We start from the raw sequence: 25,688 nt of genomic DNA, 5'->3' as shown, positions 1-25,688 counted from the left end.
TACTTTTTCCTGAATTGCGTCTTAGTATTATTAATACAAATTTTATTGAAATACACCCACATTTATATGCGAGATCTATGGCTCTTTTAAAAGTTACCAGCAAAATAGCTTGTATGCTCAGTCTGAGCCTGAGCGTTTTTAGTGCAAATGCTTCTTCAATTGAGAAGAATATTGAATATTTGCCAGCAGGGGCCAACGTTTCATTTATCGCCCAAAAAATCGGTGAAAAAGCACCAATTGTTGATTATCGTGGGCAACAACTGGCATTACCGGCCAGTACTCAGAAAATAGTGACAGCATTAGCTGCCTTATTACAGCTTGGCAAAGATTTTCGTTTTGTCACAACTCTGGAGAGCAATGCCAATATTGAAGATGGCAAATTAAAGGGTAACCTTATTGCCCGCTTTGTCGGCGATCCATCACTGACACGCACGCAACTACGCAATATGGTTGAGAAGCTAAAACAGTCGGGTATACAGCAGATTAACGGCGATCTCATCATCGACATTTCTATTTTTTCCAGCCACGATAAAGCGCCAGGATGGGTATGGAATGATATGACCCAATGTTTCAGCGCGCCGCCCGGTGCTGCCATTGTCGATAAAAACTGCTTTTCTGTCTTACTCTATAGTGCAGAACAGGCTAATGAACCAGCTATTGTTCACACGCCTTCTTATTATCCCGTCAACGTCTTCAGCGAAGTTAAAACGCTCGCTAAAGGCTCATCGGAAGCAAAATACTGTGAACTTGATGTCACCACAGGAGAATTAAACCGATATACCCTGACTGGCTGCCTGACTCAGCGCGATGAACCCTTGCCACTAGCATTTGCTGTCCAGAATGGGGCAAGCTATGCTGGAACTATTCTGAAAAATGAATTACATCTCGCGGGAATTGAACTGAAAGGCCATCTACGGCGCCAATCATTTCCTCAGCAGCCCGAAAAAACGCTGGCAATAAATCAATCGGCACCTTTACCTGATTTGCTCAAGGTGATGCTAAAAAAATCAGATAACATGATAGCAGATACGGTTTATCGTACTCTGGGCCATTATTACTTTAATGTTCCCGGTACATGGCGTTCCGGTTCTGATGCTATCCGCCAAATTCTAAAACAAAAAGCCGGTATTGATATCGGTAATGCGGTCATCGTTGATGGTTCTGGTCTTTCACGTCACGATCTCATCACCCCTTCAACAATGATGGAAATCCTGCAATTCATTGCGCAACACAACAATGAGCTGGATATCATCTCTATGTTACCTAAAGCAGGTTTTGACGGCACGTTAGCCTATCGTCCGGGACTTCATACTGCGGGTGTGGATGGTAAGGTATTTGCAAAAACAGGTTCATTGCAAGGGGTGTATAATCTTGCTGGCTTTATGACAGCGGCCAGTGGGCAACAGATTGCTTTCGTCCAATTTATTTCATCTTACTCTGTTACTCCAGAAAATCTACGGAATCGTCGGGCTCCTCTGGTTCGTTTCGAGCATCATTTATATAAATTTCTATACCAGAATAATTGATATACCCGTCGTCTTTCAAGTTGCCTCTTTGTTGGCTACGCTCACTCAACCCGGTCACCGTTTTTATAAAAATACGGTTACCTATGCTCCCGGGGATTACTGAGAGGCTCCTGCCTCTCACCGGAGGCCAGCCTTTGGCTGGGCAAATTCGTTCCCGACGAATTTGTCATTCCCTTGCCGCCGCGAAGCAACTCGAAATCCATAAGGTATAATTAATTCATAAAAAGGGAATTCCAGAAAGAAAAAAGGGCGCTTTAACAGCACCCTTTTTCATCATTAAAGCATCTGAAATAAGCGATTAGCGTTTATAAATAAACTCAATGCCTTCTTCATCTTCTTCGTCCCAGTCGTCATCCAGATCATCTTCCTCAGATACCTGCTGCAACTGTTCCTTATGATAGTCATCCCACATGAATTCAACTTTTTCCGGCTGAGCGCCTTCTTCAGCATTCATCTGGCGAGGCTGAACTTTAATGAATTCCATGATATCCCAGCAGAGTTCTTTCACACCCTGACGATTCACGGCTGAAATCATGTAGTAATCGCCTTCCCAACCCAGTTCATCCGCAATTGCTTTCGCTTTCAGCTTAGCTTCTTCTGGATCAGTCAGATCAACTTTATTGAATACCAACCAACGTGGTTTTTCAGCCAGTTTCTCACTGTACTTATGCAACTCGTTGATAATAATACGAGCATTTTCTACTGGATCAGATTCATCGATCGGGCACAGATCAATTAGATGCAACAGAACACGGCAACGCTCCAGATGTTTCAGGAAACGGATACCTAAACCTGCACCTTCTGATGCACCTTCAATCAGGCCGGGAATATCAGCGACTACGAAGCTCTGCTCATTATCCATACGTACAACGCCAAGGCTTGGTACCAGCGTAGTAAATGGATAATCAGCCACTTTAGGTTTGGCTGCTGAAACCGCTCGAATGAAGGTGGATTTACCCGCATTCGGCATGCCAAGCATACCGACATCAGCCAGCAGCATCAGCTCCAGCATCAGGTCACGAGTTTCTCCCGGTGTGCCCATTGTTCTTTGACGCGGAGCACGGTTAACCGAGGATTTAAAACGGGTGTTACCCAGCCCGTGGAAGCCGCCTTTGGCAACCATCAGACGTTGCTCATGACGCACCATATCACCCAGAATCTCTCCTGTAGCGATATCGCGGATACGGGTTCCTACCGGAACTTTAATGGTAATATCCTGACCACGTTTGCCGGTGCAATCACGGCTCTGACCGTTTTGCCCACGCTCAGCGCGGAAGGATTTTTCAAACCGGTAGTCAATCAGGGTATTAAGGTTTTCATCTGCCAGCAGGTAGACATCACCACCGTCACCACCGTCACCGCCGTCTGGCCCACCTTTTGGAATATATTTTTCACGACGGAAGCTGACACAGCCATTGCCACCATCTCCCGCTGCAACCAGTATTCTGGCTTCATCTACAAATTTCATCACTTTTCTCCGTAGGATAGCCACTATAAAGCTGGATGGCAGATCGTACCCAGAGATGGCGTAATCCAAAATATAAAAAGCCCCGCAACACATATTGCAGGGCTTCCGATTCGATCGAAGTTCAAAAAACTTATTCAGCTACGATGCTGATAAATTTACGGTTTTTTGGACCTTTAACTTCGAATTTAACTTTTCCGTCAGCTAATGCGAACAGGGTGTGGTCACGGCCACAACCTACGTTGTTGCCTGCGTGGAATTTAGTACCACGTTGACGAACGATGATGCTACCTGCTAATACAGACTCACCACCAAAACGTTTTACACCCAGACGTTTACTTTCGGAATCGCGACCGTTACGAGTCGAGCCGCCAGCCTTTTTGTGTGCCATTTATCTGCTCTCCTAATATCTTAAGCGATGCCAGTGATCTTAACTTCAGTGAACCACTGACGGTGGCCCTGCTGCTTACGGCTGTGTTTACGACGACGAAACTTAACGATTTTAACTTTCTCGCCACGACCGTGTGCAACTACTTCAGCTTTAACTTTAACGCCTTCGATTACTGGAGCGCCGATCTGGATATCTTCACCATTAGCGACCATCAGAACCTGGTCAAACTCAACAGTTTCACCTGTTGCGATGTCCAGCTTTTCCAAGCGAATTGTCTGACCTTCGCTTACTCGGTGTTGTTTACCACCACTTTGGAAAACCGCGTACATATAAACTCCGCTTTCCGCGCACCCCCTAAAATTCTTTCCAGAGCGCGCTATAAAATATTCACAATAGGGCGCGAATTCTACGCAAAAACCGTTTGGAAGACAAGAGCAGAATTAGAACAGATGAGAAAAAAGCGGAGTTTTTCGATTGTCATTTATTTGAACGGTTTTTCAAGTACAATCAATAAAACGTGATATCTATTGATATACTAATTAATGAGCACAGCTCTGAATCAGAGTCCGAAGCCAAAACATGAACTTAGAATCGATAATTAAACTTACAGCTGATGATATGGCAGCGGTTAATGAAACCATTCTTAACCAATTAAATTCTGATGTTGCGCTTATCAACCAGCTTGGCTATTACATTATTAGTGGCGGTGGCAAACGCATTCGCCCAATGATTGCCGTGCTGGTCGCTAAGGCACTGGGTCATGAGGGAGAGAAACATATCAAAGTTGCTGCCCTGATAGAATTTATTCATACAGCAACCCTGCTTCATGATGATGTCGTAGATGAATCCGATATGCGTCGCGGTCGGGCAACGGCTAATGCCATGTATGGCAATGCAGCCAGCGTACTGGTCGGTGATTTTATCTATACCCGTTCGTTTCAAATGATGACTGACCTCAACTCAATGCGCGTGCTGAAACTGATGTCCGATGCCACGAATGTCATTGCAGAAGGCGAAGTGATGCAGTTGATGAATTGTAATGATCCGGATATTTCAGAAGATGATTACATGCGCGTCATTTACAGCAAAACGGCGCGCCTGTTTGAAGTGGCATCACATTCTTCCGCTATTCTGTCCAATGCAACCCCGGAACAGGAAGCAGCACTACGCGATTATGGTCGCTATCTTGGTACTGCATTCCAGTTGATCGATGATCTTTTAGATTACGATTCCGATGATAACACGCTCGGAAAAAATACCGGAGATGATCTGAATGAAGGTAAGCCGACTCTTCCGCTCTTACATGCGATGAATCACGGAACTCCTGAGCAATCAGCATTGATCCGCGAGGCGATTGAAAAAGGTAATGGCCGCCATTTGCTGGATACTGTGCTTACAACGATGAAACAGTGTGGTTCACTCAATTACACCCGCCAACGGGCCGAGGAAGAAGCTGATAAGGCAATTTCAGCGTTACAAGTACTTGATGAGTCTCCATACAAAGCGGCCCTTGTGGGACTTGCCCATATCGCTGTGCAGCGACTTTCCTGAGCTTATGCAATCAGTATCTCAGACTATTCAGTCTGAGATACTGCCTTTGTTTTCAACTTCTTGAATTCCTGTGTATTGGACAAGACTGGCTAGTCCTTTCCGTAAAATGAACTTAACCATGCGCTCCCTTTCGGGCTTGGTCAGTTGATAATAAGCTTCCACCCAAATCATAAACGGATCTTGCCGTTTGTTCCGGTAATACTCAACCGAGCTTTCACTCACGGCCAGTACATTCAGAACATCTTCAGGCAGGCTGTTGACATGATATTCGAGCGCTTTTCCCTGCACCCCACGCTTACGACGCTGTTCCCAACCTTCACGTCTTGCCATCAAGTTTACCCCCTGAGGGGATGATGGCAGACCAGCGAGGCCAATGAGCTCCTTTGCAGAATACCATTCTTTTTTCATCTCTCTCTCCTCGCTTATTACCGGAGCAGTAAAGAGAAAACCAAATTTTATACCCTTTGTTTTTCAATTTGGCTTTTCAAAAGCTGGCTCAGGTAGCTAGAATTTTTTCCAAAAAACTTCTTATACCATCTCTTAGTATCACTTCTGTAATTACCTCCTTTTCTTCATCCGTGAGTAAATTAAATGCACTTACCCAAATAGATAGAGGGTCTTGTTTCTGAACCTGATATTCAGGCGATATTTCATTAAGTTCCAGAGCGGCTAATGTTGTTTCAGGAAAACAAGAATAGTGATATTCAATTGCCCTACCCTGAACACCCGCTCGCTTTTGTCTCATCCATTCTTCACGTTTCGCTCTGGCATTCACTCCTTGTGGTGATCTAGGTAACTCACCTACACCGGTCAACTCCATTGCCGTATACCACTCTTTTTTCATAATGTTTCTCTATTTTTGTAACCAAGTTCAAAAAAGAAGTTATTAAGAAAAAATTAGAAATATTTTTAGAAAAAATAATGTTATTTTATTTTCTTAATAACAGATCCATGTTCGTTATTAATTTCACTCTAACGCTTTAGTTATACCACTAATGTGGCTCTAAATTTAATAGGAAAGGATTAAAAAAATGATTTCTATGAAATCGGATTGGCATCCTGCTGATATTATTGCTGCTTTACGTAAACGTGGAACAACTCTGGCCGCTGTTTCCCGTGAATCAGGATTAAGCTCATCAACTTTGGCGAATACTCTTTCTCGCCCATGGCCCAAGGGAGAATGGATAATAGCAAATTATTTAGGTATTCATCCGTCTGAAATATGGCCCAGCCGTTATTTCGACCCTCATACCGGAGAATTATTAGAAAGGAAAATCAGAGAGAAAAAAGAATAATTAGCTATCAATATATTTATTGAAAAGAAAAACCGCTAACTGTATTTAAGTTAGCGGTTTTAGTTATCTAATATATTTAAGTTAATTCGTATATTAATAAATTAAAAATTAATTGAATTAACCATTAATAAATTTTTCGCCTAATTCAATATCTTTTTTCAGAACGTCTAACATATTATTCAGTGCGTTTTGTTCAAACTCACTCAGCTGACCAATATCTAAACGTTCTTCAATACCATTTTTACCTAAGCGAATAGGCTGTGCGAAGAAGCGAGCGTGTTTGCCATCACCTTCTACATAGCTGCATTCGATAACATTGCTGTCACCCTGCAAAGCACGGATCAGGGAGAGGCCGAAACGGGCAGCTGCTTGTCCCATAGACAAAGTTGCAGATCCGCCACCCGCTTTTGCTTCAACAACTTCAGTACCGGCATTCTGGATACGTTTTGTCAGAGCTTCAACTTCTTCAGCAGTGAAACTAACACCAGGGATCTGAGACAGTAATGGCAGAATAGTTACCCCAGAGTGACCACCGATAACAGGAACTTCCAGCTCTTCTGGTTTTTTGCCTTTCAGTTCAGCAATGAAGGTATTAGAGCGGATAATATCCAGCGTTGTTATACCAAACAGACGGTTTTTATCGTACACACCCTCTTTTTTCAGAACTTCAGCAGCGATTGCTACAGTCGTGTTCACAGGGTTAGTAATAATTCCGATTAATGCTTTCGGGCATGTTTTAGCGATCTGCTGAACCAGATTACGGATAATGCCTGCATTAATGTTAAATAGATCAGAGCGATCCATACCAGGTTTACGCGCTACACCAGCAGAAATCAATACAACATCTGCGCCTGCCAATGCAGGAGTTGCATCTTCACCCGCAAAACCAGTGACCTTCACTGCTGTCGGGATATGGCTCAGATCGGCAGCAACGCCTGGGGTTACTGGGGCAATGTCATACAAAGAAAGTTCTGAACCTGAAGGAAGCTGGGTCTTGAGTAGAAGGGCAAGTGCCTGACCAATACCACCGGCTGCACCGAGAACTGCAACTTTCATCCTGATACTCCTTTAAAAATTAAGTGCTGTAATAAACTGAAATCTGTCTGGTTAAGAGGCTCAATTTACCATATTCAATACAGGTATGGGATAAGCCTTCTGCCTTACTCATCACTACGTATTAAAAACAATCTGTTAACAGCCAGATTATCTACCTAATAGCCTGAGGATGGAACACCAAAGTTCTTTATTTTAGACAAAATGCTTATCTGTTAATGAGATAACGGGCACTTTTTTAGGAATTATTCTTGCTATCTTATGAATTAATGAGTTAATTAATCTGTTCTTCTCTTTTACTGCTAGTGATTCCATTTTATTAACAATACATTTACCTTATTCAATCATGTAATTATGCATCCTGTCACGGTCTTTCCGTCCCTTCCTTGCATAAAAATTCACACTTTTGCATAATATTGACTTCATAACGGATTTAACGATGGTGAAATATGCGAATTCCTTCGAAACAGGAAGATTTGGTAAAAGCGTTCAAAGCATTACTGAAAGAAGAAAAATTCAGTTCTCAGGGTGAGATTGTTGCAGCACTTCAGGAAGAAGGCTTTGAAAACATTAACCAGTCTAAAGTTTCCAGAATGCTGACAAAATTTGGTGCAGTCAGAACCCGCAATGCAAAAATGGAAATGGTCTACTGTCTGCCAGCTGAATTAGGCGTTCCTACTGCCACCAGCCCATTAAAAAATCTGGTATTGGATGTCGATTATAATCATTCAGTCGTGGTTATTCGCACTAGCCCCGGCGCAGCTCAGTTGATTGCACGCTTACTGGATTCATTAGGTAAAGCGGAAGGGATACTTGGCAGCATAGCAGGGGATGATACGGTTTTTTCTACCCCGACAAAGGCTGTTACAACGGCACAGCTCTATGAAGCTATACTCAATTTGTTTGATCAAGAACTGTAAATTAATAATAGATCAAACGCTGTTTAGCCACACAGAGGATCGCCCGATCATTGCGATCCTCTCACATGAACAATCAGGCCGCCTGTTCCTTTTTGTTCAACGCCGCCAGTAATTTCTCATGAATACCACCAAAACCACCGTTGCTCATAATCAATATATGATCGCCGGGCTGTGCTGATTCAACGATCATCCGTACCAACGCATCGATATCAGAACACCAACGGGCGGGTTGAATACATTGTTCAGCAATCTCAGCAACTTGCCACGGAATATTACCAGGCTGAAACAGGAATACTTCATCTGCACGGCCCAGAGAAGGAGCTATCTCATTTTTGCTCATGCCGAGTTTCATCGTATTTGAGCGAGGTTCCAGAACAGCAAGGATACGAGCCATACCCCCGGCCTTACTTCTCAACGCTTCCAGCGTTGCCAGAATTGCTGTTGGGTGATGGGCAAAATCATCGTAAATCGAGATGCCATTCACCTCACCTACTAACTCCAGACGGCGACGAGCATTGATAAAGTCACCCAATACCTGACAAGCGTCCGCAGGTTGCACTCCAACATGGTAAGCTGCTGCAATGGCCATCAAGCCATTATGCATATTATGTTCACCCACTAATGACCAGCTAACTTCACCGACCAACTCACCATGATGGAACACCTGATAAGTGCTGCTGTCCTGAGTCGTTTTTTTTGCCTGCCAGTTCCCTGTTTCACCGGTATATTCCAATTCACTCCAACATCCCATGCCGATAACCTGTTTCAGATTAATGTCATGATCGGGGGCCAGGATCTTACCGGTTCCCGGCACAACTCTGACAAGATGATGGAATTGTTTTTGAATCGCAGACAAATTTTCGAAAATATCAGCATGATCGAATTCAAGATTGTTCATAACGAGCGTGCGGGGGCTGTAGTGAACGAATTTTGAACGCTTATCAAAAAAAGCGCAATCATACTCATCCGCTTCAATTACGAAAAACGGGCTTTCACCCAGTTGTGCTGAAACTTCAAAATTACCCGGTACGCCGCCGATCAAAAACCCCGGTTTATAACCACAAGCTTCCAGAATCCATGCCAGCATTCCGGCTGTTGTCGTTTTGCCATGTGTTCCTGCAACCGCCAGAACCCAACGCTCCGGCAAAACATGATCATGCAGCCATTGCGGACCGGATGTATAAGGAATACCACGATCCAAAACCGCCTCAACACAAGGATTGCCCCGTGTCATGGCATTACCGATGATCACCATATCTGGCACAGGATTGAGTTGTGAAGGATCGTATCCCTGGATCAGTTCAATACCCTGATTTTCCAACAGAGTACTCATAGGAGGATACACATTGGCGTCGGAACCGGTCACTTCGTGGCCTAACGAGCGAGCGAGGATGGCCAGCCCTCCCATGAAAGTTCCGCAGATGCCAAGAATATGAATACGCATTTATTTCTATCCGATATCATGAAGTGTATCACTATTCTAACCATCAAATCATAGATTAGAAATGCAATGACCTATCAATCATTCTATTCTTTAGCTAAACTGCCCGCACTTAAGTGCAACACATATGTGATGCACTCTTTTAAAATCATAACCAAATCAGGGCCTTCGTCATGAAAACATTAGGCGAATTCATCGTCGAAAAACAGCACGACTTTCCTCATGCTACAGGTGAATTGACCGCATTACTTTCTGCTATCAAACTGGGTGCCAAGATCATTCATCGGGACATCAATAAAGCGGGTCTCGTGGATATTCTGGGCACCAGCGGTGTTTCAAATGTTCAGGGTGAAGTTCAGATGAAGCTGGACTTGTATGCCAATGAAAAACTCAAGGCAGCACTGAAAGCTCGCGGTGAAGTAGCGGGTATCGCTTCTGAAGAAGAAGACGATATCGTCATCTTTGATGGCGACCGGGCAGAAAATGCAAAATATGTTGTTTTGATGGACCCACTGGATGGTTCTTCGAATATTGATGTAAACGTTTCCGTCGGTACTATTTTCTCCATTTACCACCGAATTACACCAATCGGGCAACCGGTGACTGAAGAAGACTTTCTGCAACCGGGCCATCGTCAAGTTGCGGCTGGTTATGTCGTCTACGGCTCATCCACCATGTTGGTTTACACCACTGGTTGTGGTGTTCATACCTTCACTTATGATCCTTCTCTGGGTGTATTCTGCCTGACTCATGAAAAAGTTCAGTTCCCGGCAAAAGGCAATATGTATTCCATTAACGAAGGGAACTACATTAAATTCCCTCTGGGTGTGAAGAAGTACATCAAATATTGTCAGGAGCAGGATGAAGAAACTCAGCGCCCTTACACTACCCGTTATGTCGGTTCGCTCGTTGCTGACTTCCATCGCAATCTGCTGAAAGGCGGTATTTACATTTACCCAAGTACAGCCAGCCATCCGACCGGTAAATTACGTCTGCTGTATGAGTGCAACCCGATTGCATTCCTGGCTGAACAGGCTGGCGGTAAAGCCAGTGACGGTACAAGCCGGATACTGGATATCAAACCAAGCGAGTTGCACCAGCGCGTTCCACTGTTTGTCGGAACCAAATCGATGGTGGAAAAAGCCGAAAGTTTTATGGCTGAATTTCCCGAAGAATAAATCGATTTATTAAATAGTTAATTGAAGAGACGGTGTTTCGTCTCTTCTTCATAAAGAAATACACCTTTCATAAATTATGGTTCACTCCGCTAATCAGAAAAATGGAATTACTTTAGGCCTGTTTTGGCTATAATACCCCGCACTCCATTTTGGTTTGAAATTGAAGGAAACCTTTTATGAGCCTGAACAACGTACCGGCGGGTAAAGAACTGCCAGAAGACATCTACGTTATCATTGAGATCCCGGCAAATGCGGATCCAATTAAATATGAAGTCGACAAAGACTCCGGCGCTCTGTTTGTAGACCGTTTCATGTCAACGGCTATGTTCTATCCGTGCAACTACGGTTACATCAACAATACTCTGTCCCTTGATGGTGACCCGGTTGACGTACTGGTTCCAACTCCATACCCATTGCAGCCAGGCTCCGTTATCCGCTGCCGCCCGGTTGGTATGCTGAAAATGACCGATGAATCCGGTGAAGATGCTAAACTGGTTGCTGTTCCTCATACTAAACTGAGCAAAGAATACGATCACATTAAAGATGTGAACGATCTGCCAGAACTGCTGCGTTCTCAGATTACCCATTTCTTTGAACACTACAAAGATCTGGAAAAAGGCAAGTGGGTAAAAGTTGACGGCTGGGAAAATGTTGAAGCCGCTAAAGCTGAAATCCTGACTTCTTTCGAACGTGCTGCCAAAAAATAATCCTGACGGATAACAGCAAGTTTTGATCGTAAAAAACCTCTGTGTTCTTATCGGCACAGAGGCTTTTTTTAGTTAGTCAATTAAAGTGATCCTAAAAAATACTATACAGATCGTTATTTTTCTTCGTGACGTTTCAGCCAGTCACCACTTTCTATTCGGGTAAGACCCTCGACAGATAACATATACAAATAAATCCATGCGCTGCCGTAGGGGGTTTTTATCAATTCCCTTTGATATTCCTGAGTGTTCTTTTTCAAATCATCCAGTTCAGTCAAAATGGATGATGTAATGCGATAAACTTCACATTCAAGAGTGCCTTCGCCGCGGACTACCGCGGGATAATGCCCCAGGTCATAAATTTCATACCCCTCAAGCCGATGCTCTCCTAAAAGTTGGGCATAGGTCATCCAGTGGTGATTGCCTTGTTTGCGCCTCAGGCTACCATAAACAATAACTCGCATCGTTAAAACTCAAACTCATAGAGCAGATCTAAAGCCTGATCAATACCAGATACCGCTTCCAGATACAATCTTGGCATCACCCGATAACGTAGGGTCAGAGTTGCCAGTGAGTCAAAAATCCCAACACCATATTTCACCTGTAAGTCGTTGGTAATCTTACCACTCACAACAACCTGCGATTTATCACCAACTCCCTGTGTATCCAGAGCCAGATCAGAGACACCAAAGGTTTCACCTATTTTGCCTACTAATTTACCGCTCTGGGCAACGCCGAGGCCGATCAACATAGAAGTCATCTGGGAGTTGTCAGAGCCTCCCTTTTCTAAGCCTTCACCACGCAACAAGTAAGAAAGTGCTTCCTGTTGCGATTTAACCGGCTCAGAGAAAATTTCAATTTTAGGCTTATCTGCCAGCCCCATTACCCTCACCCCAGCGATGACATTATTCGCTGTCGATTCAGGATTGCGGATTGCTTCAATATTCAACAGTGGTTGATCCGGTGGGCCAGAGAACATAATCAGCCCCTTGCGCACCTGTAAATCCTGCCCATAAGCACGAAATTGACCATCCGGAATATCAATTTGACCATTCAGCGCCAGACCTTGTTGATCCTGAATAACTTTCAGATCTCCTTTCAACTGGGCATTCAAGCCAAATGCATTCAAGCGAACATCATTACCTATGTGAATATTTAAGTCACTTTGAATCAAAATGGAAGATTTTTTCTTTTCTATCGGCTGAAGATTTTTATCCAACATTACTTCGTCAGAAGAAATACCTACGGCAGATTCAGGTAACTCTTGTACAGTAATCCGGGCCCATGGGATACCCACACTACCATTGAGTTTCAATAAATGAGGTGTTGCCTCAAAAACCAAATCAGGACTTACATCTATTTTAACCATAGGTGGCACAGTAACCCGCAGTTTATCCCCATAAGCAGTGACTCTGGCAGACCAGGCATTTAAATTACGCCAGTCTGCATTCCCGTGGAGATTAAGCTGTCCCTGAGGCGTTTTAATGACCCCTTCTAAATCAGAACGAACACCATCAAAATAAACGGATAACTGACTCTGGTTAATATCAAATGGCAACCAGTGGCTATTAACCTGAAAAACATCAGCCTTCAGAAAACCATATAACAATGGATTCTTGACACTCCCGCCAAGATTCAAGTTTGCATTCAAAGTTCCGTCAGCTTTTTCACCTTTATCCAAAATGGGCTTAATCAGATTAAGAGAAAGAAAACGGGCATCGACATTACCAGATAATTTACGCCGTCCATCCAGATCATCTATCTGAACATGACCATCTAATTGGCCATTACCGACCAGTTTAAACAACCACGATAAATCAACCTTTCCGTTTTTCAGGCCTGCATTCAGAGTCAGCCTTTCGAAATTAACGGGTAACGTAGAACCTTCCACAACCTGTCGAAGCTGAACACCATCACCTTCAAGCGCCATTTTTACCTGTGGTAATTGATGCCCTTCCGTCCATTTAACATTAGCATTACCACTGAATATCCCTTTTAGCTGAGTTGTCTTATCCAGATATGGCTGGATCATAGCAAGATCAAAACGCTCCAGTACGATATCAGCCTGTCCGCTGCTACCTGCTTCTATCGGTTTCGGAATACAGAGCTGGGCATTCGGATTCAGCCAACAGTGAGTACCAACGATCACTTTCTGCTGTGCATTTTGGTAATCAAACGTCAGTGCTTTACTTAAACGCCACTCGCCAACAGGTGTATCAAAATAGGTATTATTGATATTACCTTTCCAGCGTTCCTGTTTGCGGTCAAAACTGCCATTCAGGGCCAAACGGCCTGATACAGGGTTTCCATCCACCCGTAATTGCAGCTCATGCTGTCTTTCTGTGCCCTTGGCGTTAAGCTCCAGATTATTGATAGCCAAATCGGCCTGTTTCAGTTGCCGAATGGTGACTGATAACCGGCCTTCAATTTGATCCGTTGACCGTAAATCACCTTTAATAACCGCGCTATCTACCGACAAATCATTTTGCCAACGCACACCACGCGCGTTTAAGTCTGCAACGACCTGAGGTGCTTTTAGGTTGCCACGGAGTTTCAAATCCCCCATAACCACACCAGACAGCCCCGGCAACAGGCCATTTAGTTGTGGTGCATGAATATCACCATCCAACTCCCATTTTTCATCAGTAAGACGGCCTTTAACATCCAGCGTATTACGACCAAATATGACGTTAAATTGGGGGATATCCCATTGCCCCGCTGCATTGCCGGAAACTTTGCCATGCATTTTGATGCTGTTCTGTTTTACATGACCATCAAGGGCGATTTCAGGAAGCTGAAGCTGCCAGCTCCCGCCATATAAGCTACCTCGAACCGCTACCTTGCCATCTATTCTGGCTGGCCATTCCGGCCACTGTTTTTCAGTATCAATACCATGCAGGTGCAACTGGGCATTCCAGCTAATGGCTTTACTCCAGTCAACCACACCAGTGAGTTCGGCATTGCCCTGTAATGCAGACAGGCGCAAACGAGTGAGCCGGAGCAGTTCCTCATTTCCCTTCGCATCCAGAACCAATACGGCCGGAGGAAGTTCATTCCCTTTAATATCAGAACGCAGGGAAAGGTCATAATCGCTGGCTTTACCATTCAGGTGTAACCTGACATCATTAAGCTGATATTCTGCTTTTGCCGTTAATGGCCACTGTAGGTGATGACTTACCAGTGTCAGGCGCATAGGCAGATTTGCTTTAGCTAATTCCGTCTGAACATTCAGATCCGCATCCACGGGCCCTGCAAGCTTTAATGCCAGATTAAGTTGCTGTAGCAAAGCACCATTCAGTTTTGCCTGAAAATGTTGTCCTTTTACGGGTTCCAGCGTAGTACTACCCTTAACTGACAATTTAACCGGCCACTGTTCAGCAAGTTTTGCCGTCCCCTGTATTACCAGAGAGCCTTCCGGCGCACTCACGCTAAAGTTTTTGATATCTACATCCTGCCCCTGATTACTGGCTTTCAGCTCCACATCATTGATGGTGATATCAGTATCTCCCGCCAAACGAAGCTGGCGGCCGTGAATATTTTCTACTGTGATATCAAGAGGAATAGGAACCGCAGGCAAGTCTGCCAAAAGTGGCTTGGCAAACAGCGTCTTTAAAACTTCACCCAATGATTGTTCAGATTCAGTTTTTGGCCGGGGTTTTTGTTCAGTAGGCTCAATAGGCTTTTTAGGTAGTGCAATCAAAAGATTACTGATTTGTATTGGTTTTAACGTCAGATGCTTTTCCTGCCACTGTGCTCCCGCATTAAATTCACCTAAATCAATCGCGATATCGTCGACTTGGACGTGGATATTCTTTAAAGAAAGGAGATCCAACTCGATAGGATACGGCGTTTTCAATTCAGTTAATGGCTCAGAATCCGGCGATTTTTCTGACGGCGGGAGTTCAGCGGTATTAACCAGAACAGATACGCCTTCCGTTGTCAGGGCATTGGCGCAGATATGGCTGCGATGTAAACAGGAAAGCCGTAATGAGAGGTGAAAATTATCAGCATTAACATCAATACCCGGCATCTTATATTTAATGCCTTTCAGTGTTAAATCACGCCAGCCGCCACTGACATTTGCTATCTCCAGCCCCGGAACCAAACGCGTTGCACTGTTGATCATAAAATGCAGGCCGGTTTGTGTAGTCACCAATCCCACAACTGTGATGAGCAACAGGCCAACAATCAGCAGGAAAGCAATACTAACTCTTTTTACCCACCTCATAGTTCAGCCCCTAAGCCAATGTAAAACTGAACCTCATGATTATTTTTGTCCCCTACAGGAGAAGCAAGGTCGAACTTAATCGGCCCGACGGGAGAAGCCCAGCGCACGCCAATACCTGCACCGGTTTTGAAGTTACTCCTTTTGATATCATTGACTGCTTCGCCGGTATCCACAAACATAGCTCCCCACCAATTACCATGAACATTGTATTGATACTCCAGCGAGCCAATAACCAGTTTTGATGCACCCGTCAATTTACCATCACTGTCTTTAGGTGAAATTTTCTGATACTTGTAACCACGAATACTACGATCGCCCCCAGCGAAGAAACGCAAATCAGGTGGCACTCTCTCAAATTGATTGGTTTCTATCCAGCCAAGATCGCCGCGCACAACAAAACGATGTTTATCACGTAACGTCCTGACCCAGACGTGGTGAGCCTGTAAAACCATAAAGTCGACATCTGAATGCCAGGTTGTATCAGAGATATCAATTGAGTAGCGCTGGCTATCCCCCCAGTAAGGCATCGTGCCTCCACGCTGGCGGATTCGGCTGACATTAGCTCCCGGATAAAGCAACGCAGTAGTATTTGTCACATTAGCCTGCGTAAAGTGACTGAGGCTCCAGCGCAGGTTGACACCATACCGCCAGCCGGTAGAGAGATCCCAGTTGCGGGAGAGGTTTAAAGTTGCTGTATCAGAAGTGGTATCGTTAAGTTCTTTACGTTTATAACCGGTTTGCAATTCGTAGTACTGCTCAAGCGGGTTAGCCTTAAGTGGCATTTTATAAGACGCATCAATCACCTGATCACGTCTGGAAACATTGATACTGGTGCTTAAACTATGCCCCCGGGAATTCAGCCACGGTTTTTTCCATTTTACCTGAACACGGGGACCGACATCTGTTGCATACCCTCCACCTAACTCAACATAGTTGGCAGAACGGGGAACTAATGAAGCATCCAGTGGTAATATTTTATCTTTACTCTCGCGACCCGTTTTAAAATCAGGTACGACAACCGCCGAATTGAACCAGCCGGTATCTGCCAACCGACGGTTAAGTTCTGCCAGCTCTTCCGAAGAGTAGTAATCACCTTCTTTAAATGGCACCAGATTATTCAGGTAGTTTTCGCGGATTTGTGAACCCTGAAATTTAACAGGACCAAAACGATAACGCTGCCCGCTATCGAAATCAAAATCCCAGTAAGATACATGCCGTTCTTTAGAGACTTCCAGCTCACTTTTTTTCATTTCGGCATCAAAATATCCTTTCCTGAGAGCAAGATTATTCAGCGCACTCTTAAAACTTTCATATTCACCATGATTCAGGATCGTCCCATCTTTCGGCATATTTTTTTTGATCATTGCAGCATAATCAGGATCGGTTCTGGCTCCACCTTCCAAATCAACCTTAACACCGGCAATCCGAACCGGTTCTCCTAAAGTGACTTTTGCTGTTAAAACCGGACGGGAAGGAGGCGTATTTTCCTGATAAGTGAATTCAATTGTAGGCTCATAATATCCCAGTGGCCTGAGTCCTTTTCGTATAGCTTTCTCGACACGGGCACGAAAACGTCCATCGGGAGAAACTTCATCAGTACTAATGTTTGAGAGCTGCACTCTGGCATTTTTTTCCAGTTCGCCAGAAAGTCCTTCCACTTTCAATCGTAAATTTGCACTATAAACCGATGGAGTTGCGATAGACACACAAAGCACAAATATGAAAGAGTATCGTGACACGCTAACTCCTAATAAATTTATTTAGGGGTAATATTCAGCAGTATAAAAATTCTGCCATAAATTAATTTTGGTAAAGCTTTATAAATACACAAGCAACTCTATAACCATAAAATAGATGATAAACAGGAGAGAATCTTGCCAAATTCAACTAATGAAAGCCAACATGTTTCTGAACAAAGTGCATTACCCGGTAGAGAATTACCATTAACTGTATCACCCTATCATTACGTTACACAGCATGCGATAGATAACATCCCTGAAAATATGGAAATTGCTTATGTCGGAATGGGGTGTTTCTGGGGTGTCGAGCGCCTGTTCTGGCAACAAGAAGGGATTTATACCACTTCAGCCGGCTACAGTGGCGGCATCACGCCAAATCCGACCTATGAAGAGGTTTGTTCCGGATTAACCGGGCATGCTGAAGTTGTCAGAATTGTGTTTGACCCGACAAAAATTACCTATAGCCAATTATTAAAACTGTTCTGGGAAAATCACGATCCGGCACAAGGGATGCGTCAGCATGGTGATATTGGCACACAATATCGTTCAGCTCTTTATACCGTTTCGCCTGGACAATATGCGCAGGCAGTCGCTAGTCTCGAACAATATCAGCTGGCGATGGATGAGAATGGCGATCAGCGCACGATCACCACAGAGATCCGGGCAGCCGGACCATTCTATTTTGCGGAAGATTATCACCAGCAATACCTGATGAAAAACCCTGAAGGGTACTGTGGGCTGGGGGGAACGGGGATCTGTTTCCCGCCTACGTCCAGAAACTAGCCAGTTTAGTCAACCCAATGTTATAATTATTTGACTAAATTTATTTAACTTACGGCATATTACCTTTGCCGTAAGTTTTTATTTGTGTAATTTTTCACTCCTTTCTTCAGTGTTATTCAAATAAAAAACTACCCTGCCACTGAAGATAAGACTTGGATACTTTATGTTAAACAGTTTATTAATCATACTTTTGCTTTGTGCTATCAGCGCATTTTTTTCGTTATCTGAAATTTCTCTGGCCGCCTCAAGAAGAATAAAACTAAAACTGATGGTGAATGAGGGAAATATTAATGCAGCCCGCGTTCTTAAGTTACAGGAAACTCCGGGCCGGTTTTTTACTGTAGTACAAATTGGTCTGAATGCCGTAGCAATCCTCGCTGGTGTTGTTGGAGAATCGGCATTTTCGCCTGCCATTAAGTCACTACTGACCCGTTTCATGCCCCATGACTGGGCAGAGCAACTCGGCTTTATCTGTTCTTTTATTATCGTAACCAGCCTTTTCATTCTACTTGCTGATCTAACACCCAAACGTCTTGGGATGATTAAGCCTGAAGCCGTTGCTATCCGGATTGTTAACCCAATGCGTTTTTGTCTGGCAATATCCCGGCCTTTAGTCTGGCTGTTCAACGGGCTTGCCGACTGCATATTCAAGATCTTTAAAATCCCGATGGCCCGTAATGAAGATATTACCTCTGATGATATTTATGCTGTCGTTGAGGCTGGAGCTGTCGCTGGTGTATTACGTAAGCAAGAGCATGAGTTAATTGAAAATGTTTTCGAGCTGGAATCCCGTACAGTTCCGTCTGCCATGACCTCCCGCGAAAGTGTGGTTTATTTTGATAAGAATGAAGACGAGACCAGTATCAAAGAAAAGATCTCTACTCATCCACACTCTAAATTCCTTGTTTGCGACGGCGATATTGATCACGTCATGGGTTATGTAGATTCCAAAGATTTACTGAACCGTGTCCTGAGTGGGCAAAGTCTCAACCTGAAAAATGGTGTTCAAATCCGCAATGCACTGATGATCCCTGATACTCTTTCGCTATCTGACACGCTGGAAAGTTTCAAGGCTGCCGGAGATGACTTTGCCATCATTCTGAATGAATACGCACTGGTAATGGGTGTGATAACGCTGAATGATGTTATGACGACTTTAATGGGGGATTTAATCGGTCAGGGGCAGGAAGAACAGATTGTTGTCCGTGATGAAAATTCCTGGTTAGTCGAAGGCGGCACGCCTATAGAAGATGTGTTACGAGTTCTGGATATTGAAGACTTCCCGGATTCCAGCAATTATGAAACTATCGCTGGTTTTATGATGTTCCGCCTGCGTAAAATTCCGAAGCGTACTGATTATGTGAAGTTCAGCGGATATAAATTCGAAGTGGTAGACATTGATAATTATAAAATCGACCAATTATTGGTAACCAAAATTGTTGATACCCCAACGCCTTCCAGCAACCCCACAGAACAGGCAATATCTGAATAACTCGCAATAATAAAAAACGGCCGAAAGGCCGTTAATTCAGTTCCCAAAACTATTTTATTTTGGAACTACCCCATTTCGGCCTGTAGAAGCAATACCTGTTGGTTAACTTCACTCATGACATTGAAATGGCGTTTATCTTTTATTTTGGGAGGCAGAATTTTCCCATAATTAAATTCAAAGGCACCCATGTCTTTGATGTATAACCGTCCACGGAATAGGGTTTTTACGTAGAGAGCAATTTTTAGTGGATTATAGCGCTGAAAGATTTTCATCTCTTTTTTACTCCTCCATGCTTCTTACGATACTATTTTTCTGTACTGCGCAATTAGTGAATCAAAAGGTACATCACGGCTGTGTACGTTCTATAGACTCTGTATCTGGAAATTCGTTCCCGAATACTGAAGATTCAACCGCTGTTTAGGCGTAACATAATGAAAAAATAGAGCATTATGTTATCCTTGTTGAAGGTTTACTTATATTTTATTTTAAATGTTACCAAATTGTTTTATTTTATGAGAGCAGACCAGTTAACAGTCGCTATGCTGGGTATGATACTCCCTGATAACATGTCACATCATGCTAAGTAAGGAATAAATATGCTAAGAAACATAATGTTAGCTTTAATATTGAGCTTAACTTCAATTACTGCATTTGCTCATAACATTACTGTCGGCCAACCTGTGCCTGCCGTAATTATAGCAGACAAAGGTGAACTCCTTCTCAACAACGGTAAGTTTAGCTATCAGCAATGGAGCAGTGCAGAACTGCCGGGGAAAGTCAGAACTATCCAGCATATTGCCGGACGCAGCTCTGCCAAAGAAATGAATGACCCTCTTATTCAGGCCCTAAAAGCCGCTGATCTTCCGAAAGATAAATATCAGACAACCAGCGTTGTAAACACTGATGATGCTATCTTCGGCACCAGTGCTTTCGTCCGTAGCAGCCTTGAAGACAGTAAGAAAGAGTTCCCGTGGTCACAATTTATTGTCGATAGTGATGGTGTTGCCAAACAAGCGTGGGGTCTGGAACCCAAAAGTTCAGCAATTATTGTGCTGGATAAAAACGGTATCGTACAGTTTGTCAAAGATGGCAAGTTGAACAATGAAGATATCAAGCATGTCCTTGCCTTGATCAAAGAAGAACTGAAAAATTAATCGGTTATATTAAAAATACCCGATGATATTGGCTGGTGATAATGGTTTCTTCAGGAACCATTATCACTTTACCCCATTAAAAAATCGTCACCCTAAATCCCGGGTTTAAAAACGATTCACGCGGCGTATAGTCCAGCGTTTTACCTGCCCAGTCAGTAACATGCCCGCCTGCAGCAAGTGCAACAGCATGGCCTGCGGCAGTATCCCAGATATTTGTCGGCCCGAAGCGAGGATAAAGCTGGGCTTTCCCTTCTGCTACCATACAAAATTTAAGTGATGATCCGACTGACAGTGTTTGGTGAGCCCCTAACTGAGTAAGATAATCCCTCAGCTCATCATCCATATGAGAACGACTAACCACGACAGTGGGTGGTGTTGCAGAGACAACTTTGATAGGGAATTTCTGCCCGTTAGTTTCCTTCCACGCATGCCGCTCATGCCCTGAATAAAGGACGTCACGTACTGGAACATACACAACCCCCATGACAGGAATACCCTCTTCAATCAGTGCGATATTGACCGTAAATTCACCATTCCGATTAATGAATTCTTTCGTGCCATCCAATGGGTCAACCAGCCAGTAACGACGCCAGTTTTTCCTCTCATCCCACGTTGGAGGATCTTCCTCTGATATCAATGGAATATCAGGCGAAATACGTGTCAACCCTACTTTGATGATCTTATGAGCGGCAATATCCGCAGCAGTAACGGGTGAATCATCGGTTTTATGCTTTATTTGCATCGGTTGCTCATCATGATAAACGGACATGATGGCTGCGCCTGCTTCCCGTGCAAGTTGGCAGATCTGTTGTAACATATACACCTCTGCATTTTCTAAAATAAAATAGCCGGTTATCCAGCTATTTTATTGTTCAGAATTACAGGATCTCAAGTAGTTCTACTTCAAAGATCAGAGTGCTGTAAGGAGGAATGGAAGCACCTGCACCGCGCTCACCGTAAGCCAGATTGTGAGGAATATAGAGTTCCCATTTGGAGCCAACAGGCATCAGCGTCAGAGCTTCAATCCAGCCAGGGATAACGCCGCTGACAGGAAATTCTGCTGGCGTTCCACGCTGTACAGAACTGTCAAATACAGTGCCATCGATCAGACGGCCGGTGTAGTGAACACGAACACGGTCACTGCGAGCCGGAATTGCACCATCACCCTGAGTCAGAACAGAGAACTGCAAACCAGACTCAGTGCTGCTCACACCTTCACGCTGTACGTTTTCTGCCAGGAACTTTTTGCCTTCTTCTGCCATCGCCTGCTGACGCTCACGACGAACACCGTCGGCACGCTCATGTACTTCACGCAGAGCACGATGCAGTTCTTCTACAGGAAGCGCCGGAGCACGGCTTTCCAGTGCATCACACAGACCTGCCAGTAAAGCCTCTGGCTCCAGCCCTTGCAAACCGGATTCCTGCAATTGTTGTCCAACCTGCAAACCAATACCGTAGCTTGCACGTGCTTCAATAGATTCAAAAGAAGGTTTTGTCATGAAATTACCTTTATTGGATAAATAAAGGCCCAAGCATAACAGCCCTGTCTGGATGGGTAAACGCACTAAGGAATTAAAAACAGGGAGTTTTACTTTTGTAAAACATTATCTATTGCTATATTAGAGCATAAATTAAGCAGGAGGAGACACAATTATGGCTGCTGTCGTTATTCGTCAATCTGGAGGAGCTAACATTGTTAGTATTCCAAAAGCTATTGTGAAAACACTGAATCTGCATACTGGCTCAAAGTTAGAACTGTCTATTCAGGATAACAGAATTGTACTCACACCAATTGAAGAAGAGTTAACTCTGGAATCACTATTAGCAGGAAGTCCCAAAGAATGTTTTACAATAACAGAAGAAGATAAAGAATGGCTTAACTCCAAGCCTGTTGGTAAGGAAATACCCTGATGTATGTACCAGAAAAAGGAGACATTGTTTCATTAGATGTTGATCCAAGTGCAGGTAAAGAAATCATGAAACGTCGCCCTGCATTTGTACTCTCTCGCAAAATGTTCAACGAGCATACAAGATTTGCTATTGTAGCCCCGATTACCAGTATGAAAAGAGGGATGAATATGGAAGTGATCTTACCCAGGGATCTATCTACTCAAGGAGCAATTCTTATTCATCAGATAAAATCCTTAGATTTTGCCGATCGCCAGATCGAATTTATTGAGAGAGCACCTCAAGATATCATCGAAAAAGTGAGTGAAATAGCTAAGGTGATCATTTCATAAGAAAACAAAAAACGCTGGCAATGCCAGCGTTTTTTGTTCACATGTTCTTATAGCTAATCAGAGATTAAGCTTCTGGAACAATGCTAACGTTCAACTGTGCGAATACATCGCTGTGTACCTGGAAGTGAACTTCGTGCTCACCAACAGTACGCAGAACGCCGTTAGGCAGGCGAACTTCGCTCTTAGATACAGCAACACCAGCAGCAGTAACTGCATCAGCGATGTCACGAGTACCGATAGAACCGAACAGTTTACCTTCGTCACCCGCTTTAGAAGCGATAGTCACAGTGCCCAGTGCTTTGATTTGCTCTGCACGAGCTTGTGCTGCTGCCAGAACGTCAGCCAGTTTAGCTTCCAGTTCAGCACGGCGAGCTTCGAAAAATTCGATGTTTTTCTTAGTTGCAGGAACAGCTTTGCCCTGAGGAACTAAGAAGTTACGGGCATAACCCGCTTTAACGTTAACTTGATCACCCAGGCTACCCAGGTTCGCTACTTTATCAAGCAGAATAACTTGCATTACCTTATCCTCTCAAAGTCGTGAATGGACTGTGCCTATTACTGATGACGATCAGTATAAGGCAACAAAGACAGGTAGCGTGCACGCTTGATAGCACGAGCGAGCTGACGCTGATATTTTGCACGAGTGCCGGTGATGCGGCTAGGTACAATTTTACCACTTTCAGTGATGTAGTTTTTCAGCGTAGCAATGTCTTTATAATCAATCTCTTGTACGCCTTCCGCTGTGAAACGGCAGAACTTGCGACGACGGAAATAACGTGCCATTTGGCTAGTCTCCAGAATCTATCAATTCAATCTGCTCGGCATGAAGAACCAGTTTACTAAGACCATTGCGCCCATGATGGGAGTTAATGAATCCTGAAACGGTTATTCGACTACCGACCGTTATACTGTGAGTATATTCTTGTAACAATTGTCCGCTGGCAATAACGGGCATTCTGCACCATGACTGCCTGCTGAATCCGGCTTCCTGCTGCTGTGAACGATGTTCGAGCACAAACTGACAATGTGGAATACCGGATGGACTGACTTTTCGTATCGGTGTCTTGCACACTGTGCCAGACAGCACCAAACGATTAGCTGTCACAGAGATTACTCTTCAGAATCCCCAGCTTCATCAACATCATCAACCAGGCCTTCTTCCAGGACCAGGTCACGGCTGCGACGTTCGTCTTTAGCCTTAACCATTGGTGATGGTTCAGTTACTGCGTGCTTAGTACGCATAACCATGCTGCGGATAACGGCATCGTTGAAGCGGAAGTTAGTTTCCAGCTCATCAATCGCTTCTTGTGGAGCTTCAACGTTCAACAGAACGTAGTGAGCTTTGTGCAGTTTGTTGATTGGATAAGCCAGTTGACGGCGGCCCCAGTCTTCCAGACGATGAATCTGACCTTGTGCGTTAGTGATAGTTGCACTGTAACGCTCGATCATGCCCGGAACCTGTTCGCTCTGGTCAGGATGGACCATAAAAACGATTTCGTAATGACGCATTATCATTGCTCCTTACGGATTATTCAGCCTCCTGTCAGGGTCAGCCGTGGCCCATGGAGGCAAGGAACGTGTTAAGTACGGCTGAAAAATCGACGCGTCACTATACCTGCGTAGTAGAAAAAACTCAAGTAATACCCGTCGTCTTTCAAGCTGCCTCTTTGTTGGCTGCGCTCACTCACCCCGGCCACATAGTTATCTATGCTTCCGGGGATTTACTCCCTTGCTGCCGCGACGCATCTCGAAATCCATAGGGTATATTTTTAAGCACTTCTCTGACGCATGATTTCAAACAGGCAAACACCCGTTGCAACGGAGACATTCAGAGAAGAAACAGAACCTGCCATCGGAATACTGACCAGCTCATCACAATGATCGCGAGTCAGACGGCGCATGCCTTCACCTTCAGCACCCATGACCAGTGCCATCGGGCCGGTCAGCTTGCTTTGATACAGGGAATGAGTAGCTTCTCCCGCTGTACCCACAATCCAGACGTTGTGTTCCTGCAATAAACGCAAAGTACGGGCGAGGTTAGTAACGCGGATCAGAGGTACGCTTTCTGCGGCACCACAGGCAACTTTTTTCGCGGTTGCATTCAGCTGTGCCGAACGGTCACGGGGAACGATAACGGCATGAACCCCTGCGGCATCCGCAGTACGCAGGCAGGCTCCCAGATTATGTGGGTCAGTCACACCATCCAGCACCAGCAGGAAAGGACGCTCACACTGAGCCAGTAAATCAGGCAGGTCATTCTCCTGATATTGGCGTCCGGGTTTAACTCTCGCGATGATACCCTGATGTACCGCATTTTCTGTCTGTGTATCCAGCCATTGGCGGTTAGCCAGTTGAACAGAAATGCCGATACTTTCCAGTTCCTGCAACAGCGGGGTCAAACGGCGATCTTCGCGCCCTTTCAGAACATAAACTTCCATGAAGCGCTGTGGATCACGCTCCAATAAGGCTTTAACGGCATGAATACCGTAGATAATTTCACTCATGACTGGATGATACCTAAAAAATGG

29 protein-coding genes are annotated in these 25,688 nt (G+C 44.3%); 11 read left to right on the top strand and 18 right to left on the bottom strand.

Features of this window, described 5'->3' with window-relative positions; translation table 11 throughout:
- Positions 1 to 77: 77 nt before the first annotated feature.
- Positions 78 to 1,526, top strand: a complete 1,449-nt coding sequence (gene dacB / locus Xsto_RS04330) for a serine-type D-Ala-D-Ala carboxypeptidase (RefSeq protein ID WP_169926584.1) — start codon at positions 78 to 80, stop codon at positions 1,524 to 1,526.
- 298 nt (positions 1,527 to 1,824) lie between these two features.
- Here dacB and cgtA read toward each other — a convergent pair whose 3' ends face one another.
- The 3 genes from cgtA to rplU all read right to left on the bottom strand — a co-directional run bounded on the left by cgtA (position 1,825) and on the right by rplU (position 3,711).
- The gene (gene cgtA, locus Xsto_RS04325) at positions 1,825 to 2,994 is read right to left on the bottom strand and encodes an Obg family GTPase CgtA (RefSeq protein ID WP_099109392.1); all 1,170 of its coding nucleotides are present in this window, start codon (positions 2,992 to 2,994) and stop codon (positions 1,825 to 1,827) included.
- Positions 2,995 to 3,124: 130 nt separating this feature from the next.
- Positions 3,125 to 3,382 carry a 50S ribosomal protein L27 gene (rpmA, locus tag Xsto_RS04320; RefSeq protein ID WP_038261469.1) on the bottom strand — a complete coding sequence of 86 codons (258 nt, stop codon included), beginning with the start codon at positions 3,380 to 3,382 and terminating at the stop codon, positions 3,125 to 3,127.
- A 20-nt stretch (positions 3,383 to 3,402) separates the two neighbouring features.
- Positions 3,403 to 3,711 (bottom strand): 50S ribosomal protein L21, encoded by a 309-nt coding sequence (rplU, locus tag Xsto_RS04315; RefSeq protein WP_099109391.1) that lies wholly within the window; start codon positions 3,709 to 3,711, stop codon positions 3,403 to 3,405.
- Positions 3,712 to 3,961: 250 nt separating this feature from the next.
- Between rplU and ispB the strand changes: the two genes are divergently transcribed.
- Entirely contained in the window at positions 3,962 to 4,933 is a 972-nt protein-coding gene (gene ispB, locus Xsto_RS04310) for an octaprenyl diphosphate synthase (protein ID WP_099109390.1), read from the top strand.
- Between the two features lie 27 nt (positions 4,934 to 4,960).
- Here ispB and Xsto_RS04305 read toward each other — a convergent pair whose 3' ends face one another.
- Positions 4,961 to 5,341 (bottom strand): DNA-binding protein, encoded by a 381-nt coding sequence (locus Xsto_RS04305; protein ID WP_099109389.1) that lies wholly within the window; start codon positions 5,339 to 5,341, stop codon positions 4,961 to 4,963.
- A gap of 88 nt (positions 5,342 to 5,429) precedes the next feature.
- Positions 5,430 to 5,777 carry a DNA-binding protein gene (locus Xsto_RS04300; protein ID WP_099109388.1) on the bottom strand — a complete coding sequence of 116 codons (348 nt, stop codon included), beginning with the start codon at positions 5,775 to 5,777 and terminating at the stop codon, positions 5,430 to 5,432.
- Between the two features lie 187 nt (positions 5,778 to 5,964).
- On the opposite strand from Xsto_RS04300, the gene Xsto_RS04295 reads away from it, so the two are divergent.
- Positions 5,965 to 6,228, top strand: coding sequence for a helix-turn-helix domain-containing protein (locus Xsto_RS04295; protein ID WP_086955129.1), 264 nt, complete (start codon positions 5,965 to 5,967; stop codon positions 6,226 to 6,228).
- Positions 6,229 to 6,345: 117 nt separating this feature from the next.
- Here Xsto_RS04295 and mdh read toward each other — a convergent pair whose 3' ends face one another.
- Positions 6,346 to 7,284: a malate dehydrogenase gene (gene mdh, locus Xsto_RS04290; RefSeq protein WP_099120008.1), complete on the bottom strand. Its 939-nt coding sequence runs from the start codon at positions 7,282 to 7,284 to the stop codon at positions 6,346 to 6,348.
- A gap of 446 nt (positions 7,285 to 7,730) precedes the next feature.
- Between mdh and argR the strand changes: the two genes are divergently transcribed.
- Positions 7,731 to 8,201, top strand: a complete 471-nt coding sequence (gene argR, locus Xsto_RS04285) for a transcriptional regulator ArgR (protein ID WP_099109385.1) — start codon at positions 7,731 to 7,733, stop codon at positions 8,199 to 8,201.
- Positions 8,202 to 8,274: 73 nt separating this feature from the next.
- Here the strand turns inward: argR and mpl are convergent, their stop codons facing one another.
- Positions 8,275 to 9,645, bottom strand: a complete 1,371-nt coding sequence (gene mpl, locus Xsto_RS04280) for a UDP-N-acetylmuramate:L-alanyl-gamma-D-glutamyl-meso-diaminopimelate ligase (RefSeq protein ID WP_099124191.1) — start codon at positions 9,643 to 9,645, stop codon at positions 8,275 to 8,277.
- 170 nt (positions 9,646 to 9,815) lie between these two features.
- On the opposite strand from mpl, the gene fbp reads away from it, so the two are divergent.
- Positions 9,816 to 10,820: a class 1 fructose-bisphosphatase gene (fbp, locus tag Xsto_RS04275; protein ID WP_099109383.1), complete on the top strand. Its 1,005-nt coding sequence runs from the start codon at positions 9,816 to 9,818 to the stop codon at positions 10,818 to 10,820.
- Between the two features lie 176 nt (positions 10,821 to 10,996).
- The gene (ppa, locus tag Xsto_RS04270; protein WP_099109382.1) at positions 10,997 to 11,527 is read left to right on the top strand and encodes an inorganic diphosphatase; all 531 of its coding nucleotides are present in this window, start codon (positions 10,997 to 10,999) and stop codon (positions 11,525 to 11,527) included.
- Between the two features lie 113 nt (positions 11,528 to 11,640).
- On the opposite strand, the gene Xsto_RS04265 is transcribed toward ppa, so the two are convergent.
- From Xsto_RS04265 to tamA, 3 genes are read right to left on the bottom strand one after another with little or no spacing between them, the layout of a single operon-like run.
- Positions 11,641 to 11,988: a gamma-glutamylcyclotransferase family protein gene (locus Xsto_RS04265; protein WP_099109381.1), complete on the bottom strand. Its 348-nt coding sequence runs from the start codon at positions 11,986 to 11,988 to the stop codon at positions 11,641 to 11,643.
- 2 nt (positions 11,989 to 11,990) lie between these two features.
- Complete coding sequence (gene tamB, locus Xsto_RS04260) at positions 11,991 to 15,752, bottom strand: autotransporter assembly complex protein TamB (protein WP_099124190.1); 3,762 nt, start codon at positions 15,750 to 15,752, stop codon at positions 11,991 to 11,993.
- Entirely contained in the window at positions 15,749 to 17,491 is a 1,743-nt protein-coding gene (gene tamA / locus Xsto_RS04255; protein ID WP_099124189.1) for an autotransporter assembly complex protein TamA, read from the bottom strand. Before tamA ends, tamB begins: the two co-directional genes overlap by 4 nt.
- A 135-nt stretch (positions 17,492 to 17,626) precedes the next feature.
- On the opposite strand from tamA, the gene msrA reads away from it, so the two are divergent.
- Complete coding sequence (gene msrA / locus Xsto_RS04250; RefSeq protein WP_099124188.1) at positions 17,627 to 18,274, top strand: peptide-methionine (S)-S-oxide reductase MsrA; 648 nt, start codon at positions 17,627 to 17,629, stop codon at positions 18,272 to 18,274.
- A 163-nt stretch (positions 18,275 to 18,437) separates the two neighbouring features.
- Positions 18,438 to 19,766, top strand: coding sequence for a polyamine export protein PaeA (gene paeA, locus Xsto_RS04245; RefSeq protein WP_099124187.1), 1,329 nt, complete (start codon positions 18,438 to 18,440; stop codon positions 19,764 to 19,766).
- 65 nt (positions 19,767 to 19,831) lie between these two features.
- Here the strand turns inward: paeA and Xsto_RS04240 are convergent, their stop codons facing one another.
- The gene (locus Xsto_RS04240) at positions 19,832 to 20,038 is read right to left on the bottom strand and encodes a DUF1107 domain-containing protein (protein ID WP_099109376.1); all 207 of its coding nucleotides are present in this window, start codon (positions 20,036 to 20,038) and stop codon (positions 19,832 to 19,834) included.
- 324 nt (positions 20,039 to 20,362) lie between these two features.
- Between Xsto_RS04240 and Xsto_RS04235 the strand changes: the two genes are divergently transcribed.
- Entirely contained in the window at positions 20,363 to 20,920 is a 558-nt protein-coding gene (locus Xsto_RS04235; RefSeq protein ID WP_099124186.1) for a YtfJ family protein, read from the top strand.
- A gap of 76 nt (positions 20,921 to 20,996) precedes the next feature.
- On the opposite strand, the gene cysQ is transcribed toward Xsto_RS04235, so the two are convergent.
- Together cysQ and bamJ are read right to left on the bottom strand one after the other, a co-directional pair.
- On the bottom strand, positions 20,997 to 21,737 hold the full coding sequence (gene cysQ, locus Xsto_RS04230; protein ID WP_099124185.1) for a 3'(2'),5'-bisphosphate nucleotidase CysQ: 741 nt from the start codon (positions 21,735 to 21,737) through the stop codon (positions 20,997 to 20,999).
- Between the two features lie 61 nt (positions 21,738 to 21,798).
- Positions 21,799 to 22,419: a BamJ family beta-barrel-assembly machinery protein gene (gene bamJ, locus Xsto_RS04225; protein WP_099109373.1), complete on the bottom strand. Its 621-nt coding sequence runs from the start codon at positions 22,417 to 22,419 to the stop codon at positions 21,799 to 21,801.
- Between the two features lie 154 nt (positions 22,420 to 22,573).
- Between bamJ and Xsto_RS04220 the strand changes: the two genes are divergently transcribed.
- Positions 22,574 to 22,831, top strand: coding sequence for an AbrB/MazE/SpoVT family DNA-binding domain-containing protein (locus Xsto_RS04220; RefSeq protein WP_099124184.1), 258 nt, complete (start codon positions 22,574 to 22,576; stop codon positions 22,829 to 22,831).
- On the top strand, positions 22,831 to 23,160 hold the full coding sequence (locus Xsto_RS04215) for a type II toxin-antitoxin system PemK/MazF family toxin (RefSeq protein ID WP_099124183.1): 330 nt from the start codon (positions 22,831 to 22,833) through the stop codon (positions 23,158 to 23,160). The genes Xsto_RS04220 and Xsto_RS04215 overlap by 1 nt, the downstream gene beginning before the upstream one ends.
- A 64-nt stretch (positions 23,161 to 23,224) precedes the next feature.
- Here Xsto_RS04215 and rplI read toward each other — a convergent pair whose 3' ends face one another.
- From rplI to rlmB, 5 genes are all read right to left on the bottom strand, one after another.
- Positions 23,225 to 23,677, bottom strand: a complete 453-nt coding sequence (gene rplI / locus Xsto_RS04210; protein WP_099109370.1) for a 50S ribosomal protein L9 — start codon at positions 23,675 to 23,677, stop codon at positions 23,225 to 23,227.
- 38 nt (positions 23,678 to 23,715) lie between these two features.
- Positions 23,716 to 23,943, bottom strand: coding sequence for a 30S ribosomal protein S18 (rpsR, locus tag Xsto_RS04205; protein ID WP_000135199.1), 228 nt, complete (start codon positions 23,941 to 23,943; stop codon positions 23,716 to 23,718).
- Positions 23,944 to 23,947: 4 nt separating this feature from the next.
- A complete protein-coding gene (gene priB / locus Xsto_RS04200; RefSeq protein WP_099109369.1) occupies positions 23,948 to 24,265 on the bottom strand; it encodes a primosomal replication protein N in 318 nt (105 codons plus the stop codon).
- Between the two features lie 5 nt (positions 24,266 to 24,270).
- Positions 24,271 to 24,669: a 30S ribosomal protein S6 gene (rpsF, locus tag Xsto_RS04195; RefSeq protein ID WP_086955108.1), complete on the bottom strand. Its 399-nt coding sequence runs from the start codon at positions 24,667 to 24,669 to the stop codon at positions 24,271 to 24,273.
- Between the two features lie 260 nt (positions 24,670 to 24,929).
- Entirely contained in the window at positions 24,930 to 25,664 is a 735-nt protein-coding gene (gene rlmB / locus Xsto_RS04185; RefSeq protein WP_099109367.1) for a 23S rRNA (guanosine(2251)-2'-O)-methyltransferase RlmB, read from the bottom strand.
- Positions 25,665 to 25,688: the final 24 nt, after the last annotated feature.

Origin of the sequence: Xenorhabdus stockiae (genome assembly GCF_002632825.1) — a bacterium.
Taxonomy (GTDB): Bacteria; Pseudomonadota; Gammaproteobacteria; order Enterobacterales; family Enterobacteriaceae; genus Xenorhabdus; species Xenorhabdus stockiae.
The sequence above is the reverse complement of the archived record's forward strand: the minus strand, read 5'-3'. Positions and strand labels throughout refer to the sequence as shown.